Origin of the sequence: Pseudomonas sp. R38(2017) (genome assembly GCF_002112395.1) — a bacterium.
In the GTDB taxonomy this organism is placed as follows: Bacteria; Pseudomonadota; Gammaproteobacteria; order Pseudomonadales; family Pseudomonadaceae; genus Aquipseudomonas.
Map to the genome: position 1 here is coordinate 155196 of NZ_NEHN01000005.1, position 22421 is coordinate 177616.

Consider the following 22421-nt stretch of genomic DNA (forward strand, 5'->3'; position numbering starts at 1 on the left):
AAAACAGCCTTGGCGGCGTTGACGTGCATGCTAATGGCGGCCTGACGGGCAAACAAACGATGGATTTAGCGGAAAACTGATTAGAGGAACTTATCGATCATGCTGAAACACTGGCCGCCCCTCAGCTCGTTGCGCGGCTTCGAAGCCGCCGCAAGGCTGGGCAGTTTTCACAAAGCCGCCGAGGAACTGAGCCTCACGCAGTCGGCCATCAGCCAGCAGATCCGCAGCCTTGAGGCGTACCTGGAGCAGCCGCTGTTTTTCCGCAGCGGGCGCAGCGTGGCGCTGACCGACGCCGGCCACGATCTGCTCAGCACGACTCAGGCGATGTTGCAGCAACTGTCGGTTGGCATTCGGCGGTTGGGGCAGTACCAGAAACCCAATCAACTGGTGCTCAACACCACGCCGGCGTTTGCCCGGCATTGGTTATTGCCACGGCTGGGGGATTTCCGCCGTCATCATCCGAATGTGGATCTGTGGATTTTCAGCACCGATGAAGTGCCGGACATGGCGACCCAGACCATCGATCTGGCGGTGCGCGACGACATCAGTTCTCAGGCCGAATGCAGCTTCAAAGTGCTGCACGCTGATCGACTTTATCCGGCGTGCCATCCGAGCCTGCTGAGCATGCCGAGCGCACAGCGGACGACGCTGCACGGCGAGCGGGAAATGGACTGGAGCCATTGGGCGGTGGAGTCCGGGATCGACGTCGGCCAGCAGGATCAGGGCCTGAACTTCTCTGATCCAGGCCTGTTGCTGGACGCTGCCTGCGGTGGGCTCGGCATTGCGCTGGTCAGCCAGTTGCTCAGTCGCAAGGCCCGGGCCGACGGGCTGTTGCAGCCCTTGGTGGACGACACTATTCGCGGCCCGAACTGGGCGCTGCTGACTCACCGCGACAGCGAAGGCGATCCGATGGCCCGCAGTTTCACCGAGTGGTTGCTGGCGAACCTGAGCGATCAATAACCGGAGCGTGGCGGGCCATCACCTCGGCGATCCAGTCGATGAACACCCGCAGCTTGCGGCTGATGTGGCGGTTCGGCGGGTAGGCAACGTAGAGCGGCATCGGATCGAGGCGCCAGTCTTCGAACAGCGGCACCAGATCACCGCTGGCCTCGTGGGCCCTGGACATGTACTTGGGCAACCACAACACGCCCAGCCCCGCGAGGCCCGCCGACAGGTAGGCATTGCCGTCATCGACGGCCAGCACGTGGCGGCCCTTGATCTGCAGATCTTCGTGTTCGTTGTGCAGGGCATACGGCACCGGTTTGCCGGTGCGTGCCCAGAGGAAACCGACCACCCGGTGATGGCTGTCTTCCAGCTCCCGGGGATGCGCCGGGGTGCCGGCGCGGGCCAGGTAACTCGGCGCGGCGTACACGCCAAGTTGAAGATCCGCCACCTTCCGGGCCATCAGCGACTGATCCCGTAGCTCCCCGCCACGCACCACGCAGTCAACGTTTTCATCAATGATGTCGACGATCCGGTCGCTGACGCCCATGTCGATCTGGATTTCCGGGTAACGCGCACAAAACTCGGGCAGCGCCGGCACCAGAATCAGATTGGCCAGAGGGCTCGGCACATCGACCCGCAAGCGACCCTTGGGCTGCGCCGCCGCGCCAGGAAGACTGGTTTCGGCATCGTCCATGTCCGCCAGCAGCTTGATCACCCGCTCGTAGTAAGCCGCGCCGTCCGCCGTGGCGTTGACCTTGCGCGTGGTGCGATTGAGCAACTTGACCCGCAGGCGTGCCTCCAGTTGCTGAATGAGCTGGGTCACGGTGGTCTTGCTCATGTGCAGGGTCTCGGCAGCCTTGGTGAAACTGCCCGCCTCCACCACCCGTGCGAAGGCCTGCATCGCGTCAAAGCGGTCCATATTCAACCTCTAATGGCGGCTCGATTGTTTGGAATTTGCAAACAGTGATCGCCAAGGTTGCGCGTTTATCGCGTCGACGCAAGTCCCTAGAGTTTCTCCATCACAGGTTTCAAACCATTGAAGGAGACACCCCATGCCCCATGCCCAGCCAAAACGCGACGTGGTTTTCCCGCCCGGACGCCATGCCCTCTACGAGCGCAATCGCTATTCGCCGGCGGTTCGCTCCAACGGTTTTCTGTTCGTCTCAGGGCAAGTCGGCAGTCTTGAGGACGGCTCGCCCGAGCAGGATCTGAAGCAGCAGGTGCGACTGGCTTTCACCAACCTGAATTCGATTCTCGGCGCAGCCGGTGGCAGCTTCGATGACGTGGTGGACGTGACCGTGTTCATTGTCGACCCGCAATCGACCTTCGAAACCATCTGGGAAGTGGTGCCCGAGTTCTGGGGCGAGGCGCCGTATCCGACCATTACGGCGGTCGGCGTGACGTGGCTTTACGGGTTTCAATTCGAGATCAAGGTGATTGCCAAAGTGCCGGAGGCGTAAGTCGGTGCGCAGGGAGCGCTCACACTTTTGCAACACACTCGGGAGCGTAATCCGCCAGACTTTTCCCCGAACTCCCGAGAACGAGTAAGCATGAACGTTACGATCCGCAACGAACGCCCTGAAGACATCAGTGCCATCGCCCGAATCACCGAGGCCGCGTTCCAGCACGAAGAACACTCCAGCCACACCGAACAATTCATCGTCAACGCGTTGCGCCGCGCCGGTCAGCTCAGCGTTTCAATGGTGGCGGTGGAGAACGACACGGTGGTCGGCCATGTCGCCATTTCACCGGTCACGATTTCCTCCGGAACACAGGACTGGTACGGCCTCGGCCCGATCTCCGTGTGCCCGACCCGCCAGCAGCAAGGCATCGGCTCGGCACTGATGAAAGCCTCGCTGGCGGAGTTGCAGCGTATCGGTGGTGTTGGTTGCGTGGTGCTTGGCGATCCGGGCTACTACGGCCGCTTCGGCTTCAAGGCCCATGCAGGCCTGGAACTGCCAGGGATTCCGGAGGAGTACTTTCAGGCGTTGTCGTTTGACGGCGAGTTGCCGGTGGGTACCGTCAAGTATCACGAGGCTTTCGACGCTACTGCATAAAAACCAAAAGAACCAAAAGAACCAAAAGGGGACAGATTTATTAAATCAAATAAATCTGTCCCCTTTTAAGATCGCGGCCTCCACCTTCCGGACAAGCCTGCCCGTCGCAATAATCTGTAAACTCTCCCCTCTTTCACCGCCCTCTCATCCAGGCGGCCATCACCTCTTTATATTGCGGAGTCAGCCTTGCGTCTGTTTCACACCTCCGACTGGCACCTTGGGCAAAACCTGCACGGGCAGGAGCGCGATTTCGAGCACGCCTGTTTTCTCGAGTGGCTGTTGCGTCAAATGAAGCTGGCGCAGCCGGACGTGCTGCTGATTGCCGGTGACATCTTCGACACGGTCAATCCACCGGTCAAAGCCCAGGAACGCCTTTACGATTTCATCGTCAGCGCCCACGAGCAGCAGCCGTTGCTGACTATCGTGATGATCGCCGGCAACCACGACTCCGGCTCGCGGATCGAACTGCCCGCACCGTTGATGCGGCGTTTGCGCACCCATGCGTTGGGCCGGGTGTTGTGGCTGGATGACGGCCAGCTCGATTCGGAACGTCTGTTGTTGCCGCTGCCGGATGCGTCCGGCGAGATCGCCGCGTGGTGCCTGGCGCTGCCGTTTCTGCGGCCTGCCGAGGTGACTGGCGCGCATCTGGGTGACAACTATCTGCGCGGCATTGGCCAGGTGCATGAATGGCTGATCGAAGCGGCCAACGCCAAGCGCCAGCCGGGTCAGGCACTGGTCGCCATCAGCCATGCACACATGGCCGGTGGGTCGGTATCGGAAGACTCCGAACGCAGCCTGATCATCGGCAACGCCGAAGCCCTGCCTGCCAGTCTGTTCGGGCCGAGCATCAGCTACGTCGCCCTCGGCCATTTGCACAAGCCGCAGAAGGTCAATGGCGAAGAACGGATTCGCTACAGCGGCTCGCCGATCCCGTTGTCGTTTTCCGAAATCAGTTATCAGCATCAGGTGCTCGACGTCGTTCTGGACGGCGAAACCCTGGTCAGCGTCGAGCCAATGCTGATCCCCCGCTCCGTCAATCTGCAACGCCTCGGTCCTGCGCCGCTGGCGGAAATCCTGCTGCAACTGGCCGACCTGCCGAACATCGACCTGCTGGCCGAAACCCAGCGCCAGCCGTGGCTGGAAGTGCGCGTGACCCTCGACGAGCCACAACCGGATCTGCGTCATCAGGTCGAAAGTGCCCTGCAAGGCAAGGCTGTGCGACTGGTGCGGATCGCCGCCGAATATGCCGGCAACCGTGGCGCTGACGGCGTCGACGACGGCGGCGCTCTGATCGAGCTGGACCAACTCACGCCGCAGGAATTGTTCCGCCGCGCCTGGCTCGACAATTATGGCAACGAGGTCGACGAGCAGACCCTCAAGGACTTCGCCACGCTGCTGCAGGACGTACAAATGGAGGGCGAGCAGCCATGAAGATTCTCGCCATTCGTTTGAAGAACCTTGCTTCGCTGGCCGGTCCGTTCGAGATCGACTTCACCGCCGAACCGCTGGCCAGCGCCGGTCTGTTCGCCATCACCGGCCCCACCGGCGCCGGCAAAAGTACCTTGCTCGATGCCTTGTGCCTGGCGCTGTTCGGCGCTGTGCCGCGTCTGAACAACACCGGGCGTGACGCCAAGGTGCCGGACGCCGACGGCGAAATCGCCACCGGCGACCCGCGTACCCTGCTGCGTCGTGGTACAGGCGAAGGGTTTGCCGAAGTGGATTTTGTCGGTGTCGATGGCCGCCGCTATCGCGCTCGCTGGGAAGCCAACCGCGCCCGGGAAAAGGCTGGCGGCAAGTTGCAGGCCAGCCGCCAGAGCCTGCGCGACATCGATCAGGATCAACTGCTCGCCAGCCAGAAAGGCGAGTACAAGGTTCAGCTCGAAGCCGCGCTGGGCCTGAACTTCGAACAGTTCACCCGCGCCGTGCTGCTGGCCCAGAGTGAGTTCAGTGCGTTCCTCAAGGCCGATGACAACGACCGCAGCGAACTGCTGGAAAAACTCACCGACACGGCGCTCTACACCCGCCTCGGCCGCCGCGCGTTCGACAAGACCAAAGAGGCTCGCGAAGCCCACAAGCAGCTGCAGGATCAGGCTACCGGCGTGACCCCGCTGCCGCCCGAGGCCCGTGCCGAACTCGACGAACGCTTCAACGCTGCCCAGCAGCAATTGAAGTTGCAGCAGGCGCAGCTCAAACAGATCGAGCAACAGCACGACTGGCTCAAGGAACTGCTGCGACTGCAAGACTCGCAACAAGCCGCCGCCGAACAGCTGCGCAGCGCCGAGCACGAGCGAGAGTCGCTGGCCGGTGAGCGTCTGAAGCTCACCCGCCTGGAACAGCTCGCCCCGCAACGGCACCAGTTCGCCCGTAAAACCGAACTGGATGCACAGCTGACGCCACTCGCTGCGCAGATCCACGCGCACACCCAACAGCAAGGCGAACTGGCTGAGCGCCAGACGCGACTGGAACAGGATCTCGCCGCAGCGCAGATCGCCCTGACCCAGGCGCAAGCGCAGCAAAGCGAAAGCGCACCGCTGTTGCGTCAGGCCTTCGAAGAGCAAAGCACCCTCGCCCGCCTCGCCAAGGATGTCGCGTCCGGCACCGAAGCGAAGCAATCCGCCGAACAAGCCTGCACCCAGGGCCAGAGCACAATCCAGACCTTGCTCGATCAGCAGAAACAGGTCGCCGAACGCTTGCAGCGCATTGCCGCCGATCTTGAGCAGAGCGCTCAATTGGCACCGTTGAGCGAAGCCTGGAATGCCTACCGCGACCGCTTGCAGCAACTGATGCTGATCGGCAACCGGTTGAACAAGGGCGAGAGCGAACTGGCGAATCTCCAACAGAACGCCGCCCGAGCAACCGAAGAACTCGCCACACAAAAGCAGCAGCTGGAAGTGCTGTTCAAGGAGGCTGGCGCGGAGCCGGACGCCGTCGCCGAGCAGATCGGCATCCTCGGCACCCTGCTACAGGACAACCGCAAACAACTGCGCGCGGTAGAAGACCTGGCGCGCCTGTGGGCCAGTCAGCAGGACCTGGACAAGCGCAGTGCCGAGTTGCAACAGCGTCAGCTCGATGCGCAACAGGAGCGCGAGCGCCGGACCCAGGACGGGGTGAAAACCAAATCTGAACTGATCGTCGCCGAACAGACCTTCAACGTCACCCGTGAACTGCTCGAACGTCAGCGTCTGGCCCGCAGTGCCAGCGTCGAAGAGCTGCGTGCGCAGTTGCAGGACGACCAGCCGTGCCCGGTCTGCGGCAGCAACGAACATCCATATCACCAGCCGGAAGCTCTTCTGCAAAGCCTCGGCCGTCACGATGAAAGCGAGCAGGCCAGCGCGCAGCAAGCGGTCGATCAACTGAAGGAAAAACTCACCGAACTGCGTACCAGCGTCGGTGGCGTGATTGCCCAACAGAAAGAGTTGCTGCAACAGCAGGAACAACTGGCGGCACAACAGCAAGCACTGACGCTGAGCATCGAGTCTCATCCGCTGGCTGCGCAATTATTGAATCAGGACAGCGACAAGCGCGCGGCCTGGCTGACGCGCCAGAACGATCAACTGAACCAGAGCATCACCCAGGACGAACAGCGCCAGACCGCCCTGCTCACGCTGCAACAGGACGCGGCGCGCCTGACCCAGCAATTTCGTCAAGCCGAAACCGCTCACCAGCAAGCGGCCCAGCATCTGAGCAATCAGCAACGCGAGCTGAACGCCGACCGTCAACGTCTGGACGAAGAGCTCGCAGCCTTCGCCACACTGCTGCCCTCCGAGACGCACGAAGCCCTGCGCGCCGAACCGGCCGCGACCTTCATGCAGCTTGACCGGCAGATCGCCGAGCGTCTGGCGCAAGTTGATCAGCAAAAAGACGAACTGGCCGAACAGCAACAACGCCAGCAGACGCTTGAGAAGGAACAGGATCGCCAGCAAAGCCGCGTGCAGCAACTGCAAAACGCTGAACAGCAGCTCAACGCACTGACCGCTCAGCAACAGGCCAGCCAGGAGAAACTGGCGCAATTGCTGGGCGCTCACAACTGCGCCGAACACTGGCAGCAGCAGCTGGAGCAGGCTGTGGAACAGGCGCGCAACGCCGAATCCACCACGACTCAGGCGCTGCAAGCCGTACGCACGCAGCTTGTGCAAATCGCCGCCGAACTCAAAGCGCAGCAGGAGCGTTTGCAGGCGCTGGAAACCGAAGATCGCGATCTGGCCGGCAAAATTGCCGACTGGCGCGCTCGTCACCCGGAACTGGATGACGGCGGTCTCGAAGATCTGTTGCGGGTCGACGACGCGCAGGTCGGCGAGCTGCGCGAGCGTTTGCAGCGCAACGATAAGGCCCTGGAACACGCCAAAGTGCTGTTGCAGGAGCGCGATCGCCAGTTGCTTGAACATCAGGCACAACACAACGGCGACCTCGAAGCCGAGCAACTTGTCACTGCCCTCGCCGACCTGCAGAACCAGTGCGGCGTCAGTGAACAGCTCTGTGCCGAACTGCGTGCCGAGCAAGTCGAAGATCAGCGTCGGCAGAACGCCAACGCCGCACTGGCGCAGCAGATCGCCGACGCCTATGCCGAGTATCAGCGCTGGGCGCGCCTCAATGCCTTGATCGGTTCGGCCACCGGCGACACCTTCCGCAAGATCGCCCAGGCCTACAACCTCGACCTGCTGGTGCATCACGCCAACGCGCAACTGCGCCAACTGGTCAAACGCTATCGCCTCAAGCGGGGCGGCAGCATGCTCGGCCTGCTGGTGATGGACACCGAGATGGGCGATGAACTGCGCTCGGTGCATTCGCTGTCCGGCGGCGAGACCTTCCTGGTGTCGCTGGCCCTTGCATTGGGTCTGGCATCGATGGCATCGAGCACGCTGAAGATTGAATCGCTGTTCATCGACGAAGGCTTTGGCAGCCTCGATCCGGAGTCCCTGCAACTGGCCATGGACGCCCTCGACGGTTTGCAGGCTCAGGGTCGCAAAGTCGCGGTAATTTCCCACGTGCAGGAAATGCACGAGCGGATTCCGGTACAGATTCAGGTACAGCGCCAGGGCAATGGTTTGAGCACACTGGAGGTGAAATGAACACGCTGTATTCGTTCCGCCGCTGCCCGTACGCGATGCGCGCGCGGATGGCCCTGCGCTATTCGGGCGTGCCGGTAGAGATCGTTGAAGTCAGCCTCAAGGCCAAACCGGCCGAGATGCTGGCGATCTCGCCCAAGGGCACGGTGCCGGTGCTGGATGCGGATGGCCAGGTGATCGATGAGAGCCTGGAGATCATGCGTTGGGCGCTGGCGAAGAACGATCGGGATGACTGGCTACTCGGTGGCGACTCCAGGATTGCCGAGTTGATCGAAGCCAACGATCAAGTGTTCAAGGTGCACCTGAATCGCTACAAGTACGCCGAACGTTATCCGGAACAGCCGATGGAGGTCTATCGCGCGGAAGGTGCGCTGTTCCTGCAGAAGCTCAATGAGTTACTCGAGAACCGCGACTACTTGCTGACCGATCATCCTTGCCTGGCCGATATCGCGCTGCTGCCCTTCGTACGCCAGTTTGCCCATGTCGATCGCGACTGGTTTGCGACGACGCCTTATGAGCGATTGCAGGCTTGGCTACAGCGCTTTCTTGAGTCGGACCTGTTTACCGCCATCATGAAAAAGTAAGCGCCTTACGCCAGCACCTGGCACATGCCGATGGCCGAGCAATCCACTTGGAACGGTCCGAAAAAACTCGCTTCGGTTTTCACCGGTGGATTGCCGGCCAGCAGCCCTAGCGCATTGGCCCGTTCGATGTTGTGGGCGATGGTGTGATTGGCCTCTATGGCCCGGGCCAGCCCGCCGACCGAGCCCTGGCCGAATCCCAACAGGGACGCGCCATTGGTCATGATCGCCAGACCGGCGATGACCCAGAATCTGTAGCCTTTCATGCTCCGACGGCTCCCGCGAGTTCAACTGAATCTACCGCTGCGTTTTGCGAGCGGAGTTCGAACTGGACGGCGGGATGCGCGACCTGGATCGGCGCTTCGAATGTGTGTTGCGACTGCGACGAGAGGCTGACGAACAGCACCATGACCAGGTACAGACCGATGGCCAGGTAGGCGCCGCGTTTGGCGGAAGTGATGATTGAACTGGCCATGATGTGTGCTCCGTGGACAATGTTTCGACGCCCACAGATTCAATCAAAAAAGCCGGGGTAACCACTCAGCGTTTACCATAGTAACCATCAGCTTCGTTGATTATTTAGCCGGTCTATCTCGGCGTTTGAAAATGTCTATCGCCTGACAATACACGCGCAAAAAACTGCCCAAGGCTGCGATCTTTTGATTTTGCTTTTGATAAACAAGATCAAAGGATCGCAGCCTTGGGCAGTTCCAGGGCGTGACGGAAATTTCAGTGTTGGGCTTTGTGATCCAGCGCGGCGTAGAAGTTGGCGCTCTGTTGCAGGTATTTCTGGGTGTAGCTCTGGGTGTGGGATTTTTTGTCGCTGATTTCAACGTTGGCGCTGGCTGGCAGAGCCACGGTGGCGGAGATGGCGGAAGCGGCGATGATCGAGAAGAGATTGAAGTTCATGGCGGTAACCCTCGTGTTCGGTTGGCTTGCTTGCCCGGTTGGGCCGTGAAGCAAACTTAACGCTCGAGGGTTGCTCGCTTGAAATGCTTTGTACCATTACCTGTTATCAGCAGGATTAATACAAAGCGTCAGGCCCCGTAGACCGGGGCCTGCGGCTTATTGACGCACGATAAACTTGAGGTCGCTCGGGGCATCCATCGGCAGTTTCTGCACGGTTTTGCCCAGCAGACCGGTCTTGCCGTCGCGCTCGACCACGACAATCTGGTTGCTCTTCTGGTTGGCGATCAGCAGAAATTTGCCGCTCGGATCGAGGCTGAATTCACGCGGGTGATCGCCTTCCACCGAACGTCGCTGCAGTTCCTTGAGCTGGCCGTTGGCCGGGTCGATGGCAAATACCAGCAGCTGATTGGCGGTGCCACGGTTGCTGACGTAGAGGAATTTGCCATCGGCGGACGCATGCAGCGCCGCAGCGGCTTTGTCCGACGTCGGCTGGCCGCCCGCCAGATCAACCATTTGCGTCTGGGTCAGCACGCCGTCCTTGTAGTCGAACACCGCGACTTGCGCGCTCATTTCCATGGTCAGCCAGGCATGCTTGCCGTCAGCGCTGAACAACAGATGACGCGGCCCGCTGCCCGGTGGCAGTTGCACCGAGGCGGTTTTTGCCGGGGTCAGCGGCAGGTCCGGGTTGGCCTTCGGATCAAATTGATAGATGAAGACCTTGTCCGCGCCCAGGTCATTGGAGAACACATAACGGCCGTCCGGCGAGGAAATCGTCGAGTGCACGTGGTTCGAGGCCTGACGCTCGGGATTGACCCGGCTCGCCGGGTGCGCGCTCATCTGCACCACCGGCTTGAGCTTGCCGTCGCTGCCCACCGGCAACACCGCGAGGGTGCCGCCCGGATCTTCAACCACCGAGTAGTTGCTGACGAACAGATGACTGGCGTCGCCGCTGAGGCTCGAATGGGTCGGCTCGTTGCCCAGGCTCTGGACCTGATTGATCAGGGTCAGGGCGTGAGTCTTGGGATCGATCGAATAACTGCTGACGCGACCGACCGGGTCTTTCTGGCCCGGACCGTTTTCGTTGACCACGAACAACCGATGCTGGTCCTTGGACAGGGTCAGCCACGACGGGTTTTCGCTCTTGATCACTTGCAGCGGCTTGGCGGCGATCTGGCCGGTGGCGCTGTCGAAGCTCATCCGGTAGATGCCCTGGCTGGTGCCGGCGGTGTAGGAGCCGACCAGCAACTGGAAGCTTTCGGCCGAGGCACTGGACAGGCCCATCGCACCGACGCTGCCGGCCATCAGCAACGGCCAGAATTTACGCATGTTCATTCGGTTTCATCCTCGTCGTCGGCGCTGCTGAGCACATCGCCGAGGCAGACCAGACGGTGTTCGCCGACAGTTTTGGTGTCGCTGGCAAAACCGATGATCAACCAGCTCTGCAGGTCCTGGTCAAACGTCGCCGCTTCAACCTGGGCCGGTGTGAACTCCCAATGCTTGGCCGTTCGGCCATCGATGCACTCGATATGCAGGTTATCGTCTTCATCGAGGGCGAATTCGAAGGCGTGCAGGCCGTCGATTTCGACCATACCGCAGTGTTCGAGGGCGTTGAGAAGGGTGTCTGGTACGGCAGTCATGTCGATCATGTCTTTCAGGGGGAAAGTGGCAATGATAGCTCAATGTGGCCGCCGGGCCTCAGGGGACCTTGTCCACACAAGGCCCGGCGATTCGGCTTAGAGCGCTTCGCGTGAAGGCTTGCCGTCGACCAATCGCTGAATCCGCAGCGGGTTGGCGTTTTTCAACGGTTCCGGCAGCAGGTTGTCGGGGTAGTTCTGAAAGCACACCGGGCGCAGGAAACGATCGATGGCCAAGGTGCCGACCGAGGTGCCGCGCGCATCGGACGTCGCCGGATACGGTCCGCCGTGGACCATCGAATCACACACCTCGACGCCGGTCGGGTAACCGTTAAGCAGAATTCGGCCGACCTTCTGTTCCAGCAACGGCGTCAGCTCCGGGAATTGCGCAAAGTCAGCCGGTTCGCCAATGATCGTCGCCGTCAGTTGCCCATGCAGACCGTGCAGCGCCGCACTCAGTTGCACCTGATCCGCCACTTCGACGATCACCGTAGTCGGGCCGAACACTTCCTCTTGAAGTACTTCATCGACATCGATCAACAGGCTGGCATTGGCCTTGAACAACTGCGGATGTGCTTGATTACCCAACTGAGGGTTGCCGGCCAGATGCTCGATACCGGCATGCGCCAAGAGTTTTTCCAGACCCTTGCCGTAGCTGCCGAGGGTCCCGGCATTGAGCATGGTTTGCGCCGGTTGATCAGCGATCAGCGCGGCGAGTTGCTCGACGAACGTCGTGAACTGCGGCGAGCGAATGCCGATCACTAATCCCGGGTTGGTACAGAACTGACCGCAGCCCTGCACCACCGATGCAGTGAGATCTCGAGCGACGGATTCCGAACGAACGGCCAAGGCCTGAGGCAGGATGATCACAGGGTTGATGCTCGACATCTCGGCGAACACCGGGATCGGTTGGGGCCGTGCCGCTGCCATGTCGCACAGTGCCCGTCCACCCTTCAGCGAACCGGTGAAGCCGACGGCTTGAATGGCGGGATGCTTGACCAGCCATTCACCCACGCCGCCGCCATAAATCATGTTGAACACGCCGGCCGGCATCGCGGTTTTTTCTGCCGCCCGAATCACCGCGTCGGCCACGAGTTCGGCCGTGGCCATGTGACCGCTGTGGGCCTTGAACACCACCGGGCAACCGGCGGCCAGCGCCGACGCGGTGTCGCCGCCAGCGGTGGAGAATGCCAGCGGAAAGTTGCTCGCGCCGAACACCGCCACCGGGCCCAAGCCGATGCGGTATTGGCGCAGATCGGGACGCGGCAGCGGCTGGCGATCCGGCAGCGGCAGATCAATCCGCGCACCGTAGAAATCACCACGCCGCAGGACTTTGGCGAACAACCGCATCTGGCCGCTGGTGCGGCCACGCTCACCCTGAATCCGTCCGGCAGGCAGCGCGGTCTCACGGCAGACCACCGCGACAAAATCATCGCCCAGCGCGTCCAGTTCATCGGCGATTGCATCGAGGAACTGCGCGCGTCGTTCGGCGCTCAAGCTGCGATAGGCCGGGTAGGCAGAAGCGGCCGCTTTGGCGGCAGCGTCCACTTCCTCGTCCGTGGCCTGGATGAAATCGTGAGGCAAGGGTTCACCCGTCGTGGCGTCGATGCTGTGCAACTTGACGCTGCCCGCCGCGCTGCGACGCCCGCCGATGTAGTTGTGACCGAGAATCTGAGTCATGGGATCTCCTTAAAGGGTGCCGATGCTGTCCGGTTGGAAAACCGCTTCAACCGGGGCGATGCCGTTGACCAGCGGCGCGCCGAATTCGGCCTGGCTGATCTCGAACACGTCGCCGGGCTGTGTGCGAACGCCGTCAGCGAACGACAGGGTCGCGGTGCCGAAAAAGTGAATGTGCACGTCGCCCGGACGCAGGAACTGGCTGTACTTGAAGTGGTGGTATTCGAGGTTCGCCAGGCTATGGCACATGTTGGCCTCGCCGCTGAGGAACTCGTTCTGCCACAGCACTTCGCCGTCGCGCAGGATGCGGCTGGTACCGGCCAGGTGTTGCGGCAATTCACCCACGCGCAGTTCCGGGCCGTAGCTGCAACTGCGCAGTTTCGAGTGAGCCAGGTACAGGTAGTTCTTGCGCTCCATGACGTGATCGGAGAATTCGTTGCCCACCGCGAAACCGAGGCGATACGGCTTGCCGTCGTGGCCGATAACATAGAGGCCGGCCATCTCCGGCTCTTCGCCGGCGTCTTCGGCAAACGGCGGTAGCGGGAACGGCTGCCCAGGGCGCACGACGATGCCGCCATCACCCTTATAGAACCATTCCGGTTGCACCCCGGCCTGCCCCGCCGCCGGTTTGCCGCCCTCCACGCCCCATTTGAAGATGCGCATGGTGTCGGTCATCGCCGCGTCGTCGCCGGCCTGCTGGTGCATCTTGTCCCGGGCCGATGCGCTGCCGAGGTGCGTGAGACCGGTGCCGCTGACCAGCAGGTGCGCGGGATCCGGGTGGTCCAGCGGCGGGAGGATGCGCAGGTCTTTGAGCAACTGCGCATAGTCGTGGCTGATGCCGAGGCCGAGGGCCTGCACTTGCTGCGCGAGGGTGCTGCCGGCTTCAATCGCGGCCAGGGCGAGATCACGAACCGTGCGCGCATCCTGCACTTCGCGCACCAGACCGCCCTCGACCACCCCGACGCGGCGCTCGCCGTTACTCAATTCGAATTGAACCAGATGCATGATGTTCTCCTGTTGAATCAAACGCTGAATCGGTATCAGGTGCGCGTTGCGCCGCGTGCACTCGCTGCAAATTGGTCGACTGGCAATACGTGTTTACGCTCCAGCAAGCGATAGACGACGCCCGTCAAAATCAGCCCGAACACCATCACCCCGGACAGGAAGTACAGGCCCGACGCGAGGTTGCCGGTGTATTCCTTCAACGCGCCGATCACGAACGGGCCGATGTAGCCGCCGAGGTTGCCAACCGAGTTGATCAAGGCAATGCCCGCCGCCGCACTGGCACCGGCAAAGAACCGCCCCGGCAAAGTCCAGAACACCGCCGTGCAGGAAAACAGCGCGAACGCCACAAGACACAACGCCGCCAGTTGCGCCACCGGCAAGGACAGCCAGGCACTGAGGAACAGGCCGAGGGCGCCCAGCACATAAAGCACCGCCAGATGCCCATAGCGATCATTCATGCGGTCGGAACTGCGCGGCACGATCAGCAGGCCGACGATGCCGAAGATGTACGGCACCGACGAGACGAAACCGGTCACCAGATCGCTGCCGCCGAACTGTTTGATCAGAGTCGGCAGCCACAGGCCAAGTCCATAGATGCTCAGTGTCACCGGCAGATAGAACAGCGCCAGCAGCAACACACGTTTGTCCTTGAGCGCATGCAGCGGATTGCCGTGGCGGGTCTGGCCGTACTCCTGCAGATCCTTTTTCAGCTCGCCGGTCAGCCAGTCCTTCTCCCCCTGATCCATCCATTTCACTTGCTGCGGGCCATCCGGCAGCCAGCGCAATACCGGCCAGGTCAGCAGGATCGCCGGGGTGCCGATGACGATGAACAGCCATTGCCAGCCATGCAGACCGAGGATGCCGTCCATGCCCAGCAGGCCGCCGGACACGGGGCCGGTGATCATCATCGCGATGGGTTGGGAAAGGATGAACAGCCCGAGGATCTTGCCGCGATGGCGCACCGGGAACCATTGGGTGATGTAGTACAGAACGCCGGGAAAGAACCCCGCCTCCGCCGCGCCAAGCAGAAAGCGCATGACGTAGAAACTGTGCGGACCCTGGACAAAAGCCATGCCGATGGTAATCGCGCCCCAGGTGATCATGATCCGCGCGAACCAGCGCCGCGCACCGAAGCGTTCGAGCATCAGGTTGCTGGGGATCTCCAGCAGAAAGTAGCCAATGAAAAACAGCCCGGCCCCGAGGCCGTAGGCGGCATCGCCGATGCCGATGTCAGCGCCCATGTGCAGCTTGGCGAAGCCGACGGCGGAGCGATCCACATAGGCAATCAGGTACAGCAGGATCAGGAATGGAATCAGTTTCAGCGTGATGCGCCGGACAAGCCGCAGTTCCTGGCTCATGGGATCGGTCTCCGATTGTTGTTTTTATGGAACCTCGGGGGACGCCTCTCGCGGAAAACCGCCAGGGCCATCCCTCCGTCGAAAACGACTATATAGTAATACTAATTACCCAACAACACTTCCAAACAGTCGATTTTGCGCTTATGTTTAGCCGAGGCTCGCAAACAATAGTCTTACAATAAGAGAATCGATCATGTCTGATAAGCACCCCACCCTGCGCTCCGCCCAATGGTTTGGCACGGCCGACAAGAACGGCTTCATGTACCGCAGCTGGATGAAGAATCAGGGCATCGCCGACCATCAGTTCCATGGCAAACCGATCATCGGCATCTGCAACACCTGGTCGGAACTGACGCCGTGCAACGCGCACTTCCGCCAGATTGCCGAGCACGTCAAACGCGGTGTGATCGAGGCCGGCGGCTTCCCGGTGGAATTCCCGGTGTTCTCCAACGGCGAATCAAACCTGCGCCCGACCGCCATGCTCACCCGCAACCTGGCGAGCATGGACGTCGAGGAAGCGATTCGCGGTAACCCGATTGACGGCGTGGTGCTGCTGACCGGTTGCGACAAGACCACCCCGGCGCTGCTGATGGGCGCGGCCAGTTGCGACGTGCCGGCGATCGTCGTCACTGGCGGGCCGATGCTCAACGGCAAGCACAAGGGTAAGGACATTGGCTCCGGCACGGTGGTCTGGCAGCTCAGCGAACAGGTCAAGGCCGGCACCATCACGATTGACGATTTTCTTGCGGCCGAGGGCGGCATGTCCCGCTCGGCCGGCACCTGCAACACCATGGGCACCGCGTCGACCATGGCCTGCATGGCCGAAGCACTGGGCACGTCCCTGCCGCACAACGCGGCGATTCCGGCGGTGGATGCGCGGCGTTATGTGCTGGCGCACATGTCCGGCATGCGTGCGGTCGAGATGGTGCGAGAAGACTTGAAGCTGTCGAAAATCCTGACCAAGGAGGCTTTCGAAAACGCGATCCGGGTCAACGCAGCGATTGGCGGTTCGACCAACGCGGTGATCCACCTCAAAGCCATCGCCGGGCGCATTGGTGTCGAGCTGGATCTGGACGACTGGACCCGCATCGGCCGTGGCATGCCAACCATCGTCGACCTGCAACCGTCCGGACGTTTCCTGATGGAAGAGTTCTACTACGCGGGCGGCTTGCCGGCCGTGCTCCGGCGCCTCGGAGAGGCCAATCTGATTCCGAATCCGGACGCGTTGACGGTCAATGGCAAATCCATCGGCGAGAACACCAAGGACGCACCGATCTACGGCGAAGACGAAGTAATCCGCACCCTCGACAATCCGATCCGCGCCGACGGCGGGATCTGCGTGTTACGCGGCAACCTGGCGCCCCTGGGCGCGGTGCTCAAGCCGTCCGCCGCCACGCCGGAACTGATGCAGCACCGTGGCCGCGCGGTCGTATTCGAGAATTTCGATATGTACAAGGCGCGGATCAACGACCCGGAGCTGGATGTCGATGCGAACTCGATTCTGGTGATGAAAAACTGCGGGCCGAAGGGTTATCCGGGCATGGCCGAAGTCGGCAACATGGGTTTGCCGGCCAAGTTGCTGGCCCAGGGTGTGACGGATATGGTGCGCATTTCTGATGCACGCATGAGCGGCACCGCGTATGGCACCGTCGTGTTGCACGTCGCCCCGGAAGCGGCGGCCGGCGGGCCGTTGGCGGTGGTTAAGGAAGGCGACTGGATCGAGCTGGACTGCGCCAGTGGGCGTTTACACCTGGATATTCCGGACGCTGAACTGGCGGCGCGCATGGCGGATCTGCAACCACCGCAGCAGCTGTTGGTGGGTGGTTATCGTCAGTTGTACATCGACCATGTGCTGCAGGCGGATCAGGGTTGCGACTTTGATTTCCTGGTCGGCTGTCGAGGTGCTGAAGTCCCCCGCCACTCCCATTAACACCGCTGTCCTCTGTGGGAGCTGGCAAGCCAGCTCCCACATTTGCTTTGTGTATCTGCCTCAAGATTGTGTGGTGCCTGCTATGATGCGCGGCATCTCCATCGCTCAGGATCGTGCCGCTCCCCATGGATTACCGCAAACCTTCCGACCGCAAAAGCATGCACTCGCGCATTGTCCAGGAACTGGGCATGCAGATCGTCTCCGGCCGTTTTCTGCCCGACGACAAACTGCCCGCCGAAGCCTTGCTCTGCGAGGAATACGCGGTCAGTCGGCCGGTGTTGCGCGAAGCCACGCGGGTGTTGGTGGCCAAGGGGCTGGTGTACTCGAAACCGCGGGTCGGCACCGTGGTCAAACCGCGCCGCGAATGGCACATGCTCGACCCGGACGTACTGCACTGGCTGATGCAAAGCAGCCCGCAGAATGAGTTCTTCAACGTGCTGACCAGCGTGCGCAGCATCATCGAACCGGCCGCCGCCGCCCTCGCCGCCCAGCACGCCACGGATGCTGACATAGCAGCCATCGGCGAAGCCTACCAACGCATGGAAGCTGCACCGACCCCGGAAGCCTTGCTGCAACCGGATCTGGATTTCCACAGCCGCATCGCCGACGCAACCCACAACGACTTGCTGGCGAACCTGTGCAACATGCTGTCGGTGGCAATTGCCGAGGCGTTGAAGCATTCCAACCAGCGGCCGAATCTGCATGAACTGGCGTTGCCTCGGCACAAGGCGATTCTGACCGCCATCGAGAACCGTGATGCGTTGGGGGCTCGGCATGCGACGTTGGTGCAGCTGGATGATGCGCGGAGTGCGCTGAGTGTTGTGCTCGGCACCGAACTTTCCTGAAGACATAAAAAAGCCGCAACCCTTGGGTTGCGGCTTTTTCGTTTCAGGCTCGCCGATCAGTGAGCAAACAACGAATTGCCCTTCTGCCCCGCCAGTTTCTCCGGCTTGATCAGGAACTTGGCCAGTGCCGGCAGCAGCCACAGCGCACCGAACATGTTCCACAGCAGCATGAAGGTCAGCATCAGGCCCATGTCGGCCTGGAACTTGATCGCCGAGAAGATCCAGGTGCACACGCCGATGGCCAGGCACAGGCCGGTGAACAGTACCGCTTTACCGGTCGACTTCAGGGTCTGGTAATAGGCTTCCTGCAACGGCAGGCCGGCACGCAGGAAACTTTCCAGACGGCTGTAGATGTAGATGCCGTAGTCCACGCCGATCCCCACACCCAGCGCCACCACCGGCAGCGTCGCTACCTTCACGCCGATGCCCATGAACGCCATCAGCGCGTTGCCCAGTACCGAGGTCAGCACCAGTGGCAGCACGATGCACAGGGTCGCCGCCCAGGAACGGAAGGTGATCATGCACATCACCGCCACGCAGATGTACACCAGAATCAGGATGGTCAGTTCAGCCTGCTTGATGACTTCGTTGGTGGCTGCTTCGATCCCGGCGTTACCCGCCGCGAGTATGAATTCCAGACCGTCCTTGTTGTTGTCCCTGGCGAATTCCTGCACGGCTTTCACCGCACGGTCGAGGGTTTCAGCCTTGTGGTCGTTGAGGAACACCAGCACCGGCGCCAGCGAGCAACTGTTGTTGTACAGGCCATCGGCACGGGCGATGGAGTTGTTCAGCACGTCCGGGTTGCGCGACAGGGTTTCCCATTTCAGGTTGCCCTCGTTCATGCCCTTGATCATCTGCTTGGACACGGTCACCAGCGAGATCGCCGACTGCACGCCCTCGGTGTTCTGCATCTTCCACATCAGCTCATCGATCGGCGCCATGGCTTCGTAGCGCGAACAGCCTTCGGACTTGGTCTTGACCATCACCACCAGTACGTCGGAGCTGGTGGAGTAGTTGTTGATGATGAAGTTGTTGTCCTTGTTGTAGCGCGAGTCCGGACGCAGTTCCGGCGCGCCCTGGTCGAGGTCGCCGATCTTCAGGTTCTGGCTGTACCAGAGGCCGCCACCGAAGGCGATCAGCGCCAGCGCGATGGACACAGGTGCGACTTTCGGGCTGGCGAAATTCGACAGCAGGCGCCAGAACGGATGTTCGCGGTTCGCATCCTTCTTGCTCTTGGCGATGGCGCGCTTGCTGATGCCAACGTAGGAAATCGCCACCGGTAGCAGGATCAGGTTGGTGAACACGATCACCGCAACGCCGATGGACGCGCCGATAGCCAGTTCGCGGATCACGCCGATGTCGATGATCAGCAACGTGATGAAGCCCACCGCATCCGCGAGAATCGCGATCATCCCCGGCAGGAACAACTGCCGGAAGGTGCGCCGCGCGGCGGTCAGGGCGTTGTCCGCCTCGCTCGATTGCAGGGCAATACCGTTGATCTTCTGCACGCCGTGGGAAATGCCGATGGCAAAGATCAGGAACGGCACCAGCATCGAATACGGATCGAGGCCGAATCCGAAGAAGTGCATCAACCCCAGTTGCCAGACCACCGCCACCAGCGTGGTGCTCAACACCGCCACGGTACTGCGCAGGCAGTTGGTGAACCACAGCAGCAGGATCAGGGTGATGACGAAAGCGATGCCGAAGAACATCACCACCATCACCAGACCATCGATCAGGTCCCCGACCTTCTTGGCGAAACCGACGATGTGGATCTTGACGTTGGGGTTCTGCGCCTCGAACTTGTTGCGGATCTTGTCTTCCAGTTCATGGGAGAACTGGCGGTAGTCCAGCGCCAGCAACTTGCCCTGGTCCTGCGGGTCGGGGTAGGACTCCAGCAGCGGGATGTCGACGATGCTCGACTTGAAGTCGTTGGCCACCAGACGCCCGACCTGACCCGACTTGAGCACGTTGTTGCGCAGCATGTCGAGGCTGTCCTGGGAGCCGTCGTAGCTCTGCGGGATCACTTCACCGCCGGCGAAACCTTCCTCGGTCACTTCGGTCCAGCGCACGCTCGGGCTCCACAGCGATTTCAGGCCGGAGCGGTCGACGCCGGAGATGTAGAACACCTCGTCGTTGATCTGGCGCAGGGTCTCCATGTACTCCTTGGAGAAGATGTCACCGTCCTTGGCCTCCACCGAAATGCGCACGGTGTTGCCCAGGTTCGTCAGATCGTTGCGGTGCTCCATCATCTTCTCGATGAACGGATGCTTGAGCGGGATCATTTTTTCGAAACTGGTGGACGGCCGGATCAGCGTGGCCTGCCAGAACAGGAAAATGCTGACCAGCAGGCAGATCACGATCACTGCCGGGCGGTTGTTGAAGATCAGGCGTTCGAGGAACGTCGCCTTGTCCTGATGATGAGTGCTCAAGGAAGTCATAGCCCCGCCTTCTTATTATTGATTCGGCTCATTTGCCCAGCTCGGTGCCGTTTGGCGTGGTGGTGTGGACGCCACCCTGCCCGCTCAGGATCAGGTTGCCGTTGCCGGCGGCGGTGACCGACGACAGCGAGATGCGATCCGGGCGGTTGAACACGCTGAAGGTTTCACCGTTGTCGCTGCTGCTGATCACCGTGCCGCCGTTGCCGACGATGATGATGGAGCCGTCGTCGAGCCGCGTGGCACCGGACAGGCCGAACTCCAGCGCACCGCGCGCAGCCTTCAGTTCAACCTGCTGCCAGGTGCTGCCGAAATCGGTGGAGCGGTAGAGGTTGCCGCGCAGTCCGTAGGCCAGCAGCGTGGAAGGCTGGGCGGTGCCGATCACACCAAACAGCGAGCCTTGATACGGGCCGTCGATTTTTTCCCAGGTCTGGCCCCAGTCGGCGGAACGAAACATCGCGCCCTGCTCGCCCACAATGAACAGCCCGGCGTCCTTGACGGCGGCGATGGCGTTGAGGTGGAACTGGTCCTGGTTGTCGAGGCGGTCGCTGACGTCTTGCCAGTGCTTGCCGCCATCGGTGGTCTCGAGCAATGCGCCGTAGGCACCCACGGCCAGGCCGTTGTTGAGGTCCTTGAACCAGAGGTCGAGCAGCGGCGATTCGCGCTTGAGGTCTTCGAACTGTTTGGTCCAGGTCTGACCGCCGTCTTCACTGGCGAGGATCTGCGCGTCATGGCCGACAGCCCAGCCGTGCTTGTCATCGACGAAATACACGGCCGTCAGCAACTGGCGGCTCGGCACCTTGGCCTGGGTCCAGGACTTGCCCTGGTCGTCGGAATAGAGAATGTGCCCGCGATCCCCGACCGCCACCAGCCGGGATCCGGCGTGAACGACATCGAGCATCAGGCTTTTCGGGGCCTTGGCCGATTCGATGGCGTAGACCACGTCGGCGGGCGCTTCGGCAGCCAGGACAGGCGCCGACAAGGTGGCAAAGCCCAGCAGAGAGAGTGCTGTGGCCAGCAACGCGGTGTTGCGAAACGCCGGCGGGCGGCAACGACTCATAGACCTTCCCCTATTTATTATTGTTAGGCCATTCGGCCTTCAAGGGCGCCGCAAGCGTGCTCCGGCGGCGGTTGGTCAGAAGCATAGTCCTGAAACCCGCAATCCAGAGCCACTTCGGAAGCTGGCTCATCCTATCGGGCATTCGAAACGTCTGACAATCGGCGCAACGTTATCTTTTGTTAACCGAAAGGGATTACGTCGGCGGCTGAATGCGCGGGCATTCGTCCGACTGATGGAAGGGAATCTTGCGTGGGGGACTTGCACGATCGGTATTATGGTATACCATCAGACGCACAGACACTCTTTATCCCCTACGGAGCAGCTCATGAGTTTCGAAATTCGCAAGATCGTCAGCTATGTCGAAGAGACGTTCATTGAAGGCGGCAAAGCGGCCGACACGCCTGTAACCATGGCCGGCCTGGCCGTCGTGATGAAAAACCCGTGGGTCGGAAATGGCTTTGTCGAAGACCTCAAGCCGCAGATCCGAGCCAACTGCTCCGACCTCGGCGCGATGATGGTCGAGCGTCTGGTGGGCATCATCGGCGGCGCCGAGAAGATCGAGGCTTACGGCAAGGCTGCGGTGGTCGGTGCCGATGGCGAGATCGAACACGCCTCGGCGGTGATCCACACCCTGCGTTTCGGCAACCACTACCGCGAAGCGGTGAAGGCCAAGAGTTACCTGAGTTTCACCAACAAGCGTGGCGGTCCGGGCACTTCGATTCAGATCCCGATGATGCACAAGGACGACGAAGGCCTGCGCTCGCACTACATCACTCTGGAAATGCAGATCGAAGACGCCCCGCGTGCCGACGAAATCGTCGTGGTGCTCGGTTGTGCCGACGGAGGCCGCCTGCACCCGCGCATCGGTAACCGTTACATCGATCTTGAAGAACTGGCTGCCGAAAAAGCCCAGTAA

General features: G+C 61.3%; 20 protein-coding genes. 9 read left to right on the forward strand and 11 right to left on the reverse strand.

Going from position 1 to position 22421, the window contains the following annotated elements; genetic code table 11:
* The first annotated feature begins 99 nt into the window (after positions 1-99).
* Positions 100-960 (forward strand): LysR substrate-binding domain-containing protein, encoded by an 861-nt coding sequence (locus CAF87_RS13680; protein WP_085731872.1) that lies wholly within the window; start codon positions 100-102, stop codon positions 958-960.
* On the opposite strand, the gene CAF87_RS13685 is transcribed toward CAF87_RS13680, so the two are convergent.
* A complete protein-coding gene (locus CAF87_RS13685; protein ID WP_085731873.1) occupies positions 923-1864 on the reverse strand; it encodes a LysR family transcriptional regulator in 942 nt (313 codons plus the stop codon). The genes CAF87_RS13680 and CAF87_RS13685 overlap by 38 nt on opposite strands.
* A gap of 133 nt (positions 1865-1997) precedes the next feature.
* On the opposite strand from CAF87_RS13685, the gene CAF87_RS13690 reads away from it, so the two are divergent.
* The 5 genes from CAF87_RS13690 to CAF87_RS13710 all read left to right on the forward strand — a co-directional run bounded on the left by CAF87_RS13690 (position 1998) and on the right by CAF87_RS13710 (position 8652).
* Entirely contained in the window at positions 1998-2405 is a 408-nt protein-coding gene (locus CAF87_RS13690) for a RidA family protein (RefSeq protein WP_085731874.1), read from the forward strand.
* Between the two features lie 90 nt (positions 2406-2495).
* The gene (locus CAF87_RS13695) at positions 2496-3002 is read left to right on the forward strand and encodes a GNAT family N-acetyltransferase (RefSeq protein WP_085731875.1); all 507 of its coding nucleotides are present in this window, start codon (positions 2496-2498) and stop codon (positions 3000-3002) included.
* 186 nt (positions 3003-3188) lie between these two features.
* The gene (locus CAF87_RS13700; protein WP_085731876.1) at positions 3189-4433 is read left to right on the forward strand and encodes an exonuclease SbcCD subunit D C-terminal domain-containing protein; all 1245 of its coding nucleotides are present in this window, start codon (positions 3189-3191) and stop codon (positions 4431-4433) included.
* Complete coding sequence (locus CAF87_RS13705; protein WP_085731877.1) at positions 4430-8071, forward strand: AAA family ATPase; 3642 nt, start codon at positions 4430-4432, stop codon at positions 8069-8071. Before CAF87_RS13700 ends, CAF87_RS13705 begins: the two co-directional genes overlap by 4 nt.
* Entirely contained in the window at positions 8068-8652 is a 585-nt protein-coding gene (locus CAF87_RS13710) for a glutathione S-transferase (RefSeq protein WP_085731878.1), read from the forward strand. The genes CAF87_RS13705 and CAF87_RS13710 overlap by 4 nt, the downstream gene beginning before the upstream one ends.
* A gap of 5 nt (positions 8653-8657) precedes the next feature.
* Here the strand turns inward: CAF87_RS13710 and CAF87_RS13715 are convergent, their stop codons facing one another.
* From CAF87_RS13715 to CAF87_RS13750, 8 genes are all read right to left on the reverse strand, one after another.
* A complete protein-coding gene (locus CAF87_RS13715; protein WP_085731879.1) occupies positions 8658-8915 on the reverse strand; it encodes a hypothetical protein in 258 nt (85 codons plus the stop codon).
* Positions 8912-9124 carry a hypothetical protein gene (locus CAF87_RS13720; RefSeq protein ID WP_085731880.1) on the reverse strand — a complete coding sequence of 71 codons (213 nt, stop codon included), beginning with the start codon at positions 9122-9124 and terminating at the stop codon, positions 8912-8914. Before CAF87_RS13720 ends, CAF87_RS13715 begins: the two co-directional genes overlap by 4 nt.
* 254 nt (positions 9125-9378) lie before the next feature.
* Complete coding sequence (locus CAF87_RS13725) at positions 9379-9558, reverse strand: hypothetical protein (protein WP_011334602.1); 180 nt, start codon at positions 9556-9558, stop codon at positions 9379-9381.
* A gap of 156 nt (positions 9559-9714) precedes the next feature.
* Positions 9715-10890: a lactonase family protein gene (locus CAF87_RS13730; RefSeq protein WP_085731881.1), complete on the reverse strand. Its 1176-nt coding sequence runs from the start codon at positions 10888-10890 to the stop codon at positions 9715-9717.
* Positions 10887-11195 (reverse strand): DUF5629 family protein, encoded by a 309-nt coding sequence (locus tag CAF87_RS13735; RefSeq protein WP_085711602.1) that lies wholly within the window; start codon positions 11193-11195, stop codon positions 10887-10889. The genes CAF87_RS13730 and CAF87_RS13735 overlap by 4 nt, the downstream gene beginning before the upstream one ends.
* A 96-nt stretch (positions 11196-11291) precedes the next feature.
* Positions 11292-12872, reverse strand: a complete 1581-nt coding sequence (locus tag CAF87_RS13740; RefSeq protein WP_085731882.1) for an aldehyde dehydrogenase (NADP(+)) — start codon at positions 12870-12872, stop codon at positions 11292-11294.
* 9 nt (positions 12873-12881) lie between these two features.
* Entirely contained in the window at positions 12882-13874 is a 993-nt protein-coding gene (gene araD1, locus CAF87_RS13745) for an AraD1 family protein (RefSeq protein WP_085731883.1), read from the reverse strand.
* A gap of 35 nt (positions 13875-13909) precedes the next feature.
* Positions 13910-15232 (reverse strand): MFS transporter, encoded by a 1323-nt coding sequence (locus CAF87_RS13750; protein WP_085731884.1) that lies wholly within the window; start codon positions 15230-15232, stop codon positions 13910-13912.
* Positions 15233-15425: 193 nt separating this feature from the next.
* On the opposite strand from CAF87_RS13750, the gene CAF87_RS13755 reads away from it, so the two are divergent.
* Positions 15426-17162, forward strand: a complete 1737-nt coding sequence (locus CAF87_RS13755) for an IlvD/Edd family dehydratase (protein ID WP_085731885.1) — start codon at positions 15426-15428, stop codon at positions 17160-17162.
* Positions 17163-17287: 125 nt separating this feature from the next.
* Positions 17288-18007 (forward strand): FadR/GntR family transcriptional regulator, encoded by a 720-nt coding sequence (locus CAF87_RS13760; RefSeq protein ID WP_085711331.1) that lies wholly within the window; start codon positions 17288-17290, stop codon positions 18005-18007.
* A gap of 56 nt (positions 18008-18063) precedes the next feature.
* On the opposite strand, the gene CAF87_RS13765 is transcribed toward CAF87_RS13760, so the two are convergent.
* Complete coding sequence (locus CAF87_RS13765) at positions 18064-20448, reverse strand: RND family transporter (RefSeq protein WP_085731886.1); 2385 nt, start codon at positions 20446-20448, stop codon at positions 18064-18066.
* 28 nt (positions 20449-20476) lie between these two features.
* Positions 20477-21505, reverse strand: a complete 1029-nt coding sequence (locus tag CAF87_RS13770) for a YCF48-related protein (protein WP_085731887.1) — start codon at positions 21503-21505, stop codon at positions 20477-20479.
* Positions 21506-21830: 325 nt separating this feature from the next.
* On the opposite strand from CAF87_RS13770, the gene CAF87_RS13775 reads away from it, so the two are divergent.
* Entirely contained in the window at positions 21831-22421 is a 591-nt protein-coding gene (locus CAF87_RS13775; protein WP_085731888.1) for an amino acid synthesis family protein, read from the forward strand.

Excerpts from the sequence above, each read along its gene's own strand:
- CAF87_RS13735 (WP_085711602.1), bottom strand. The coding sequence starts at position 11,195 with ATGACTGCCGTACCAGACACCCTTCTCAACGCCCTCGAACACTGCGGT.
- CAF87_RS13680 (WP_085731872.1), top strand. The coding sequence starts at position 100 with ATGCTGAAACACTGGCCGCCCCTCAGCTCGTTGCGCGGCTTCGAAGCC.
- CAF87_RS13750 (WP_085731884.1), bottom strand. The coding sequence starts at position 15,232 with ATGAGCCAGGAACTGCGGCTTGTCCGGCGCATCACGCTGAAACTGATT.
- CAF87_RS13740 (WP_085731882.1), bottom strand. The coding sequence starts at position 12,872 with ATGACTCAGATTCTCGGTCACAACTACATCGGCGGGCGTCGCAGCGCG.
- CAF87_RS13720 (WP_085731880.1), bottom strand. The coding sequence starts at position 9,124 with ATGGCCAGTTCAATCATCACTTCCGCCAAACGCGGCGCCTACCTGGCC.
- CAF87_RS13765 (WP_085731886.1), bottom strand. The coding sequence starts at position 20,448 with ATGACTTCCTTGAGCACTCATCATCAGGACAAGGCGACGTTCCTCGAA.
- CAF87_RS13730 (WP_085731881.1), bottom strand. The coding sequence starts at position 10,890 with ATGAACATGCGTAAATTCTGGCCGTTGCTGATGGCCGGCAGCGTCGGT.
- CAF87_RS13775 (WP_085731888.1), top strand. The coding sequence starts at position 21,831 with ATGAGTTTCGAAATTCGCAAGATCGTCAGCTATGTCGAAGAGACGTTC.
- CAF87_RS13685 (WP_085731873.1), bottom strand. The coding sequence starts at position 1,864 with ATGGACCGCTTTGACGCGATGCAGGCCTTCGCACGGGTGGTGGAGGCG.
- CAF87_RS13695 (WP_085731875.1), top strand. The coding sequence starts at position 2,496 with ATGAACGTTACGATCCGCAACGAACGCCCTGAAGACATCAGTGCCATC.
- CAF87_RS13770 (WP_085731887.1), bottom strand. The coding sequence starts at position 21,505 with ATGAGTCGTTGCCGCCCGCCGGCGTTTCGCAACACCGCGTTGCTGGCC.
- CAF87_RS13725 (WP_011334602.1), bottom strand. The coding sequence starts at position 9,558 with ATGAACTTCAATCTCTTCTCGATCATCGCCGCTTCCGCCATCTCCGCC.
- CAF87_RS13755 (WP_085731885.1), top strand. The coding sequence starts at position 15,426 with ATGTCTGATAAGCACCCCACCCTGCGCTCCGCCCAATGGTTTGGCACG.
- CAF87_RS13705 (WP_085731877.1), top strand. The coding sequence starts at position 4,430 with ATGAAGATTCTCGCCATTCGTTTGAAGAACCTTGCTTCGCTGGCCGGT.
- CAF87_RS13760 (WP_085711331.1), top strand. The coding sequence starts at position 17,288 with ATGGATTACCGCAAACCTTCCGACCGCAAAAGCATGCACTCGCGCATT.
- CAF87_RS13715 (WP_085731879.1), bottom strand. The coding sequence starts at position 8,915 with ATGAAAGGCTACAGATTCTGGGTCATCGCCGGTCTGGCGATCATGACC.
- araD1 (WP_085731883.1), bottom strand. The coding sequence starts at position 13,874 with ATGCATCTGGTTCAATTCGAATTGAGTAACGGCGAGCGCCGCGTCGGG.
- CAF87_RS13710 (WP_085731878.1), top strand. The coding sequence starts at position 8,068 with ATGAACACGCTGTATTCGTTCCGCCGCTGCCCGTACGCGATGCGCGCG.
- CAF87_RS13690 (WP_085731874.1), top strand. The coding sequence starts at position 1,998 with ATGCCCCATGCCCAGCCAAAACGCGACGTGGTTTTCCCGCCCGGACGC.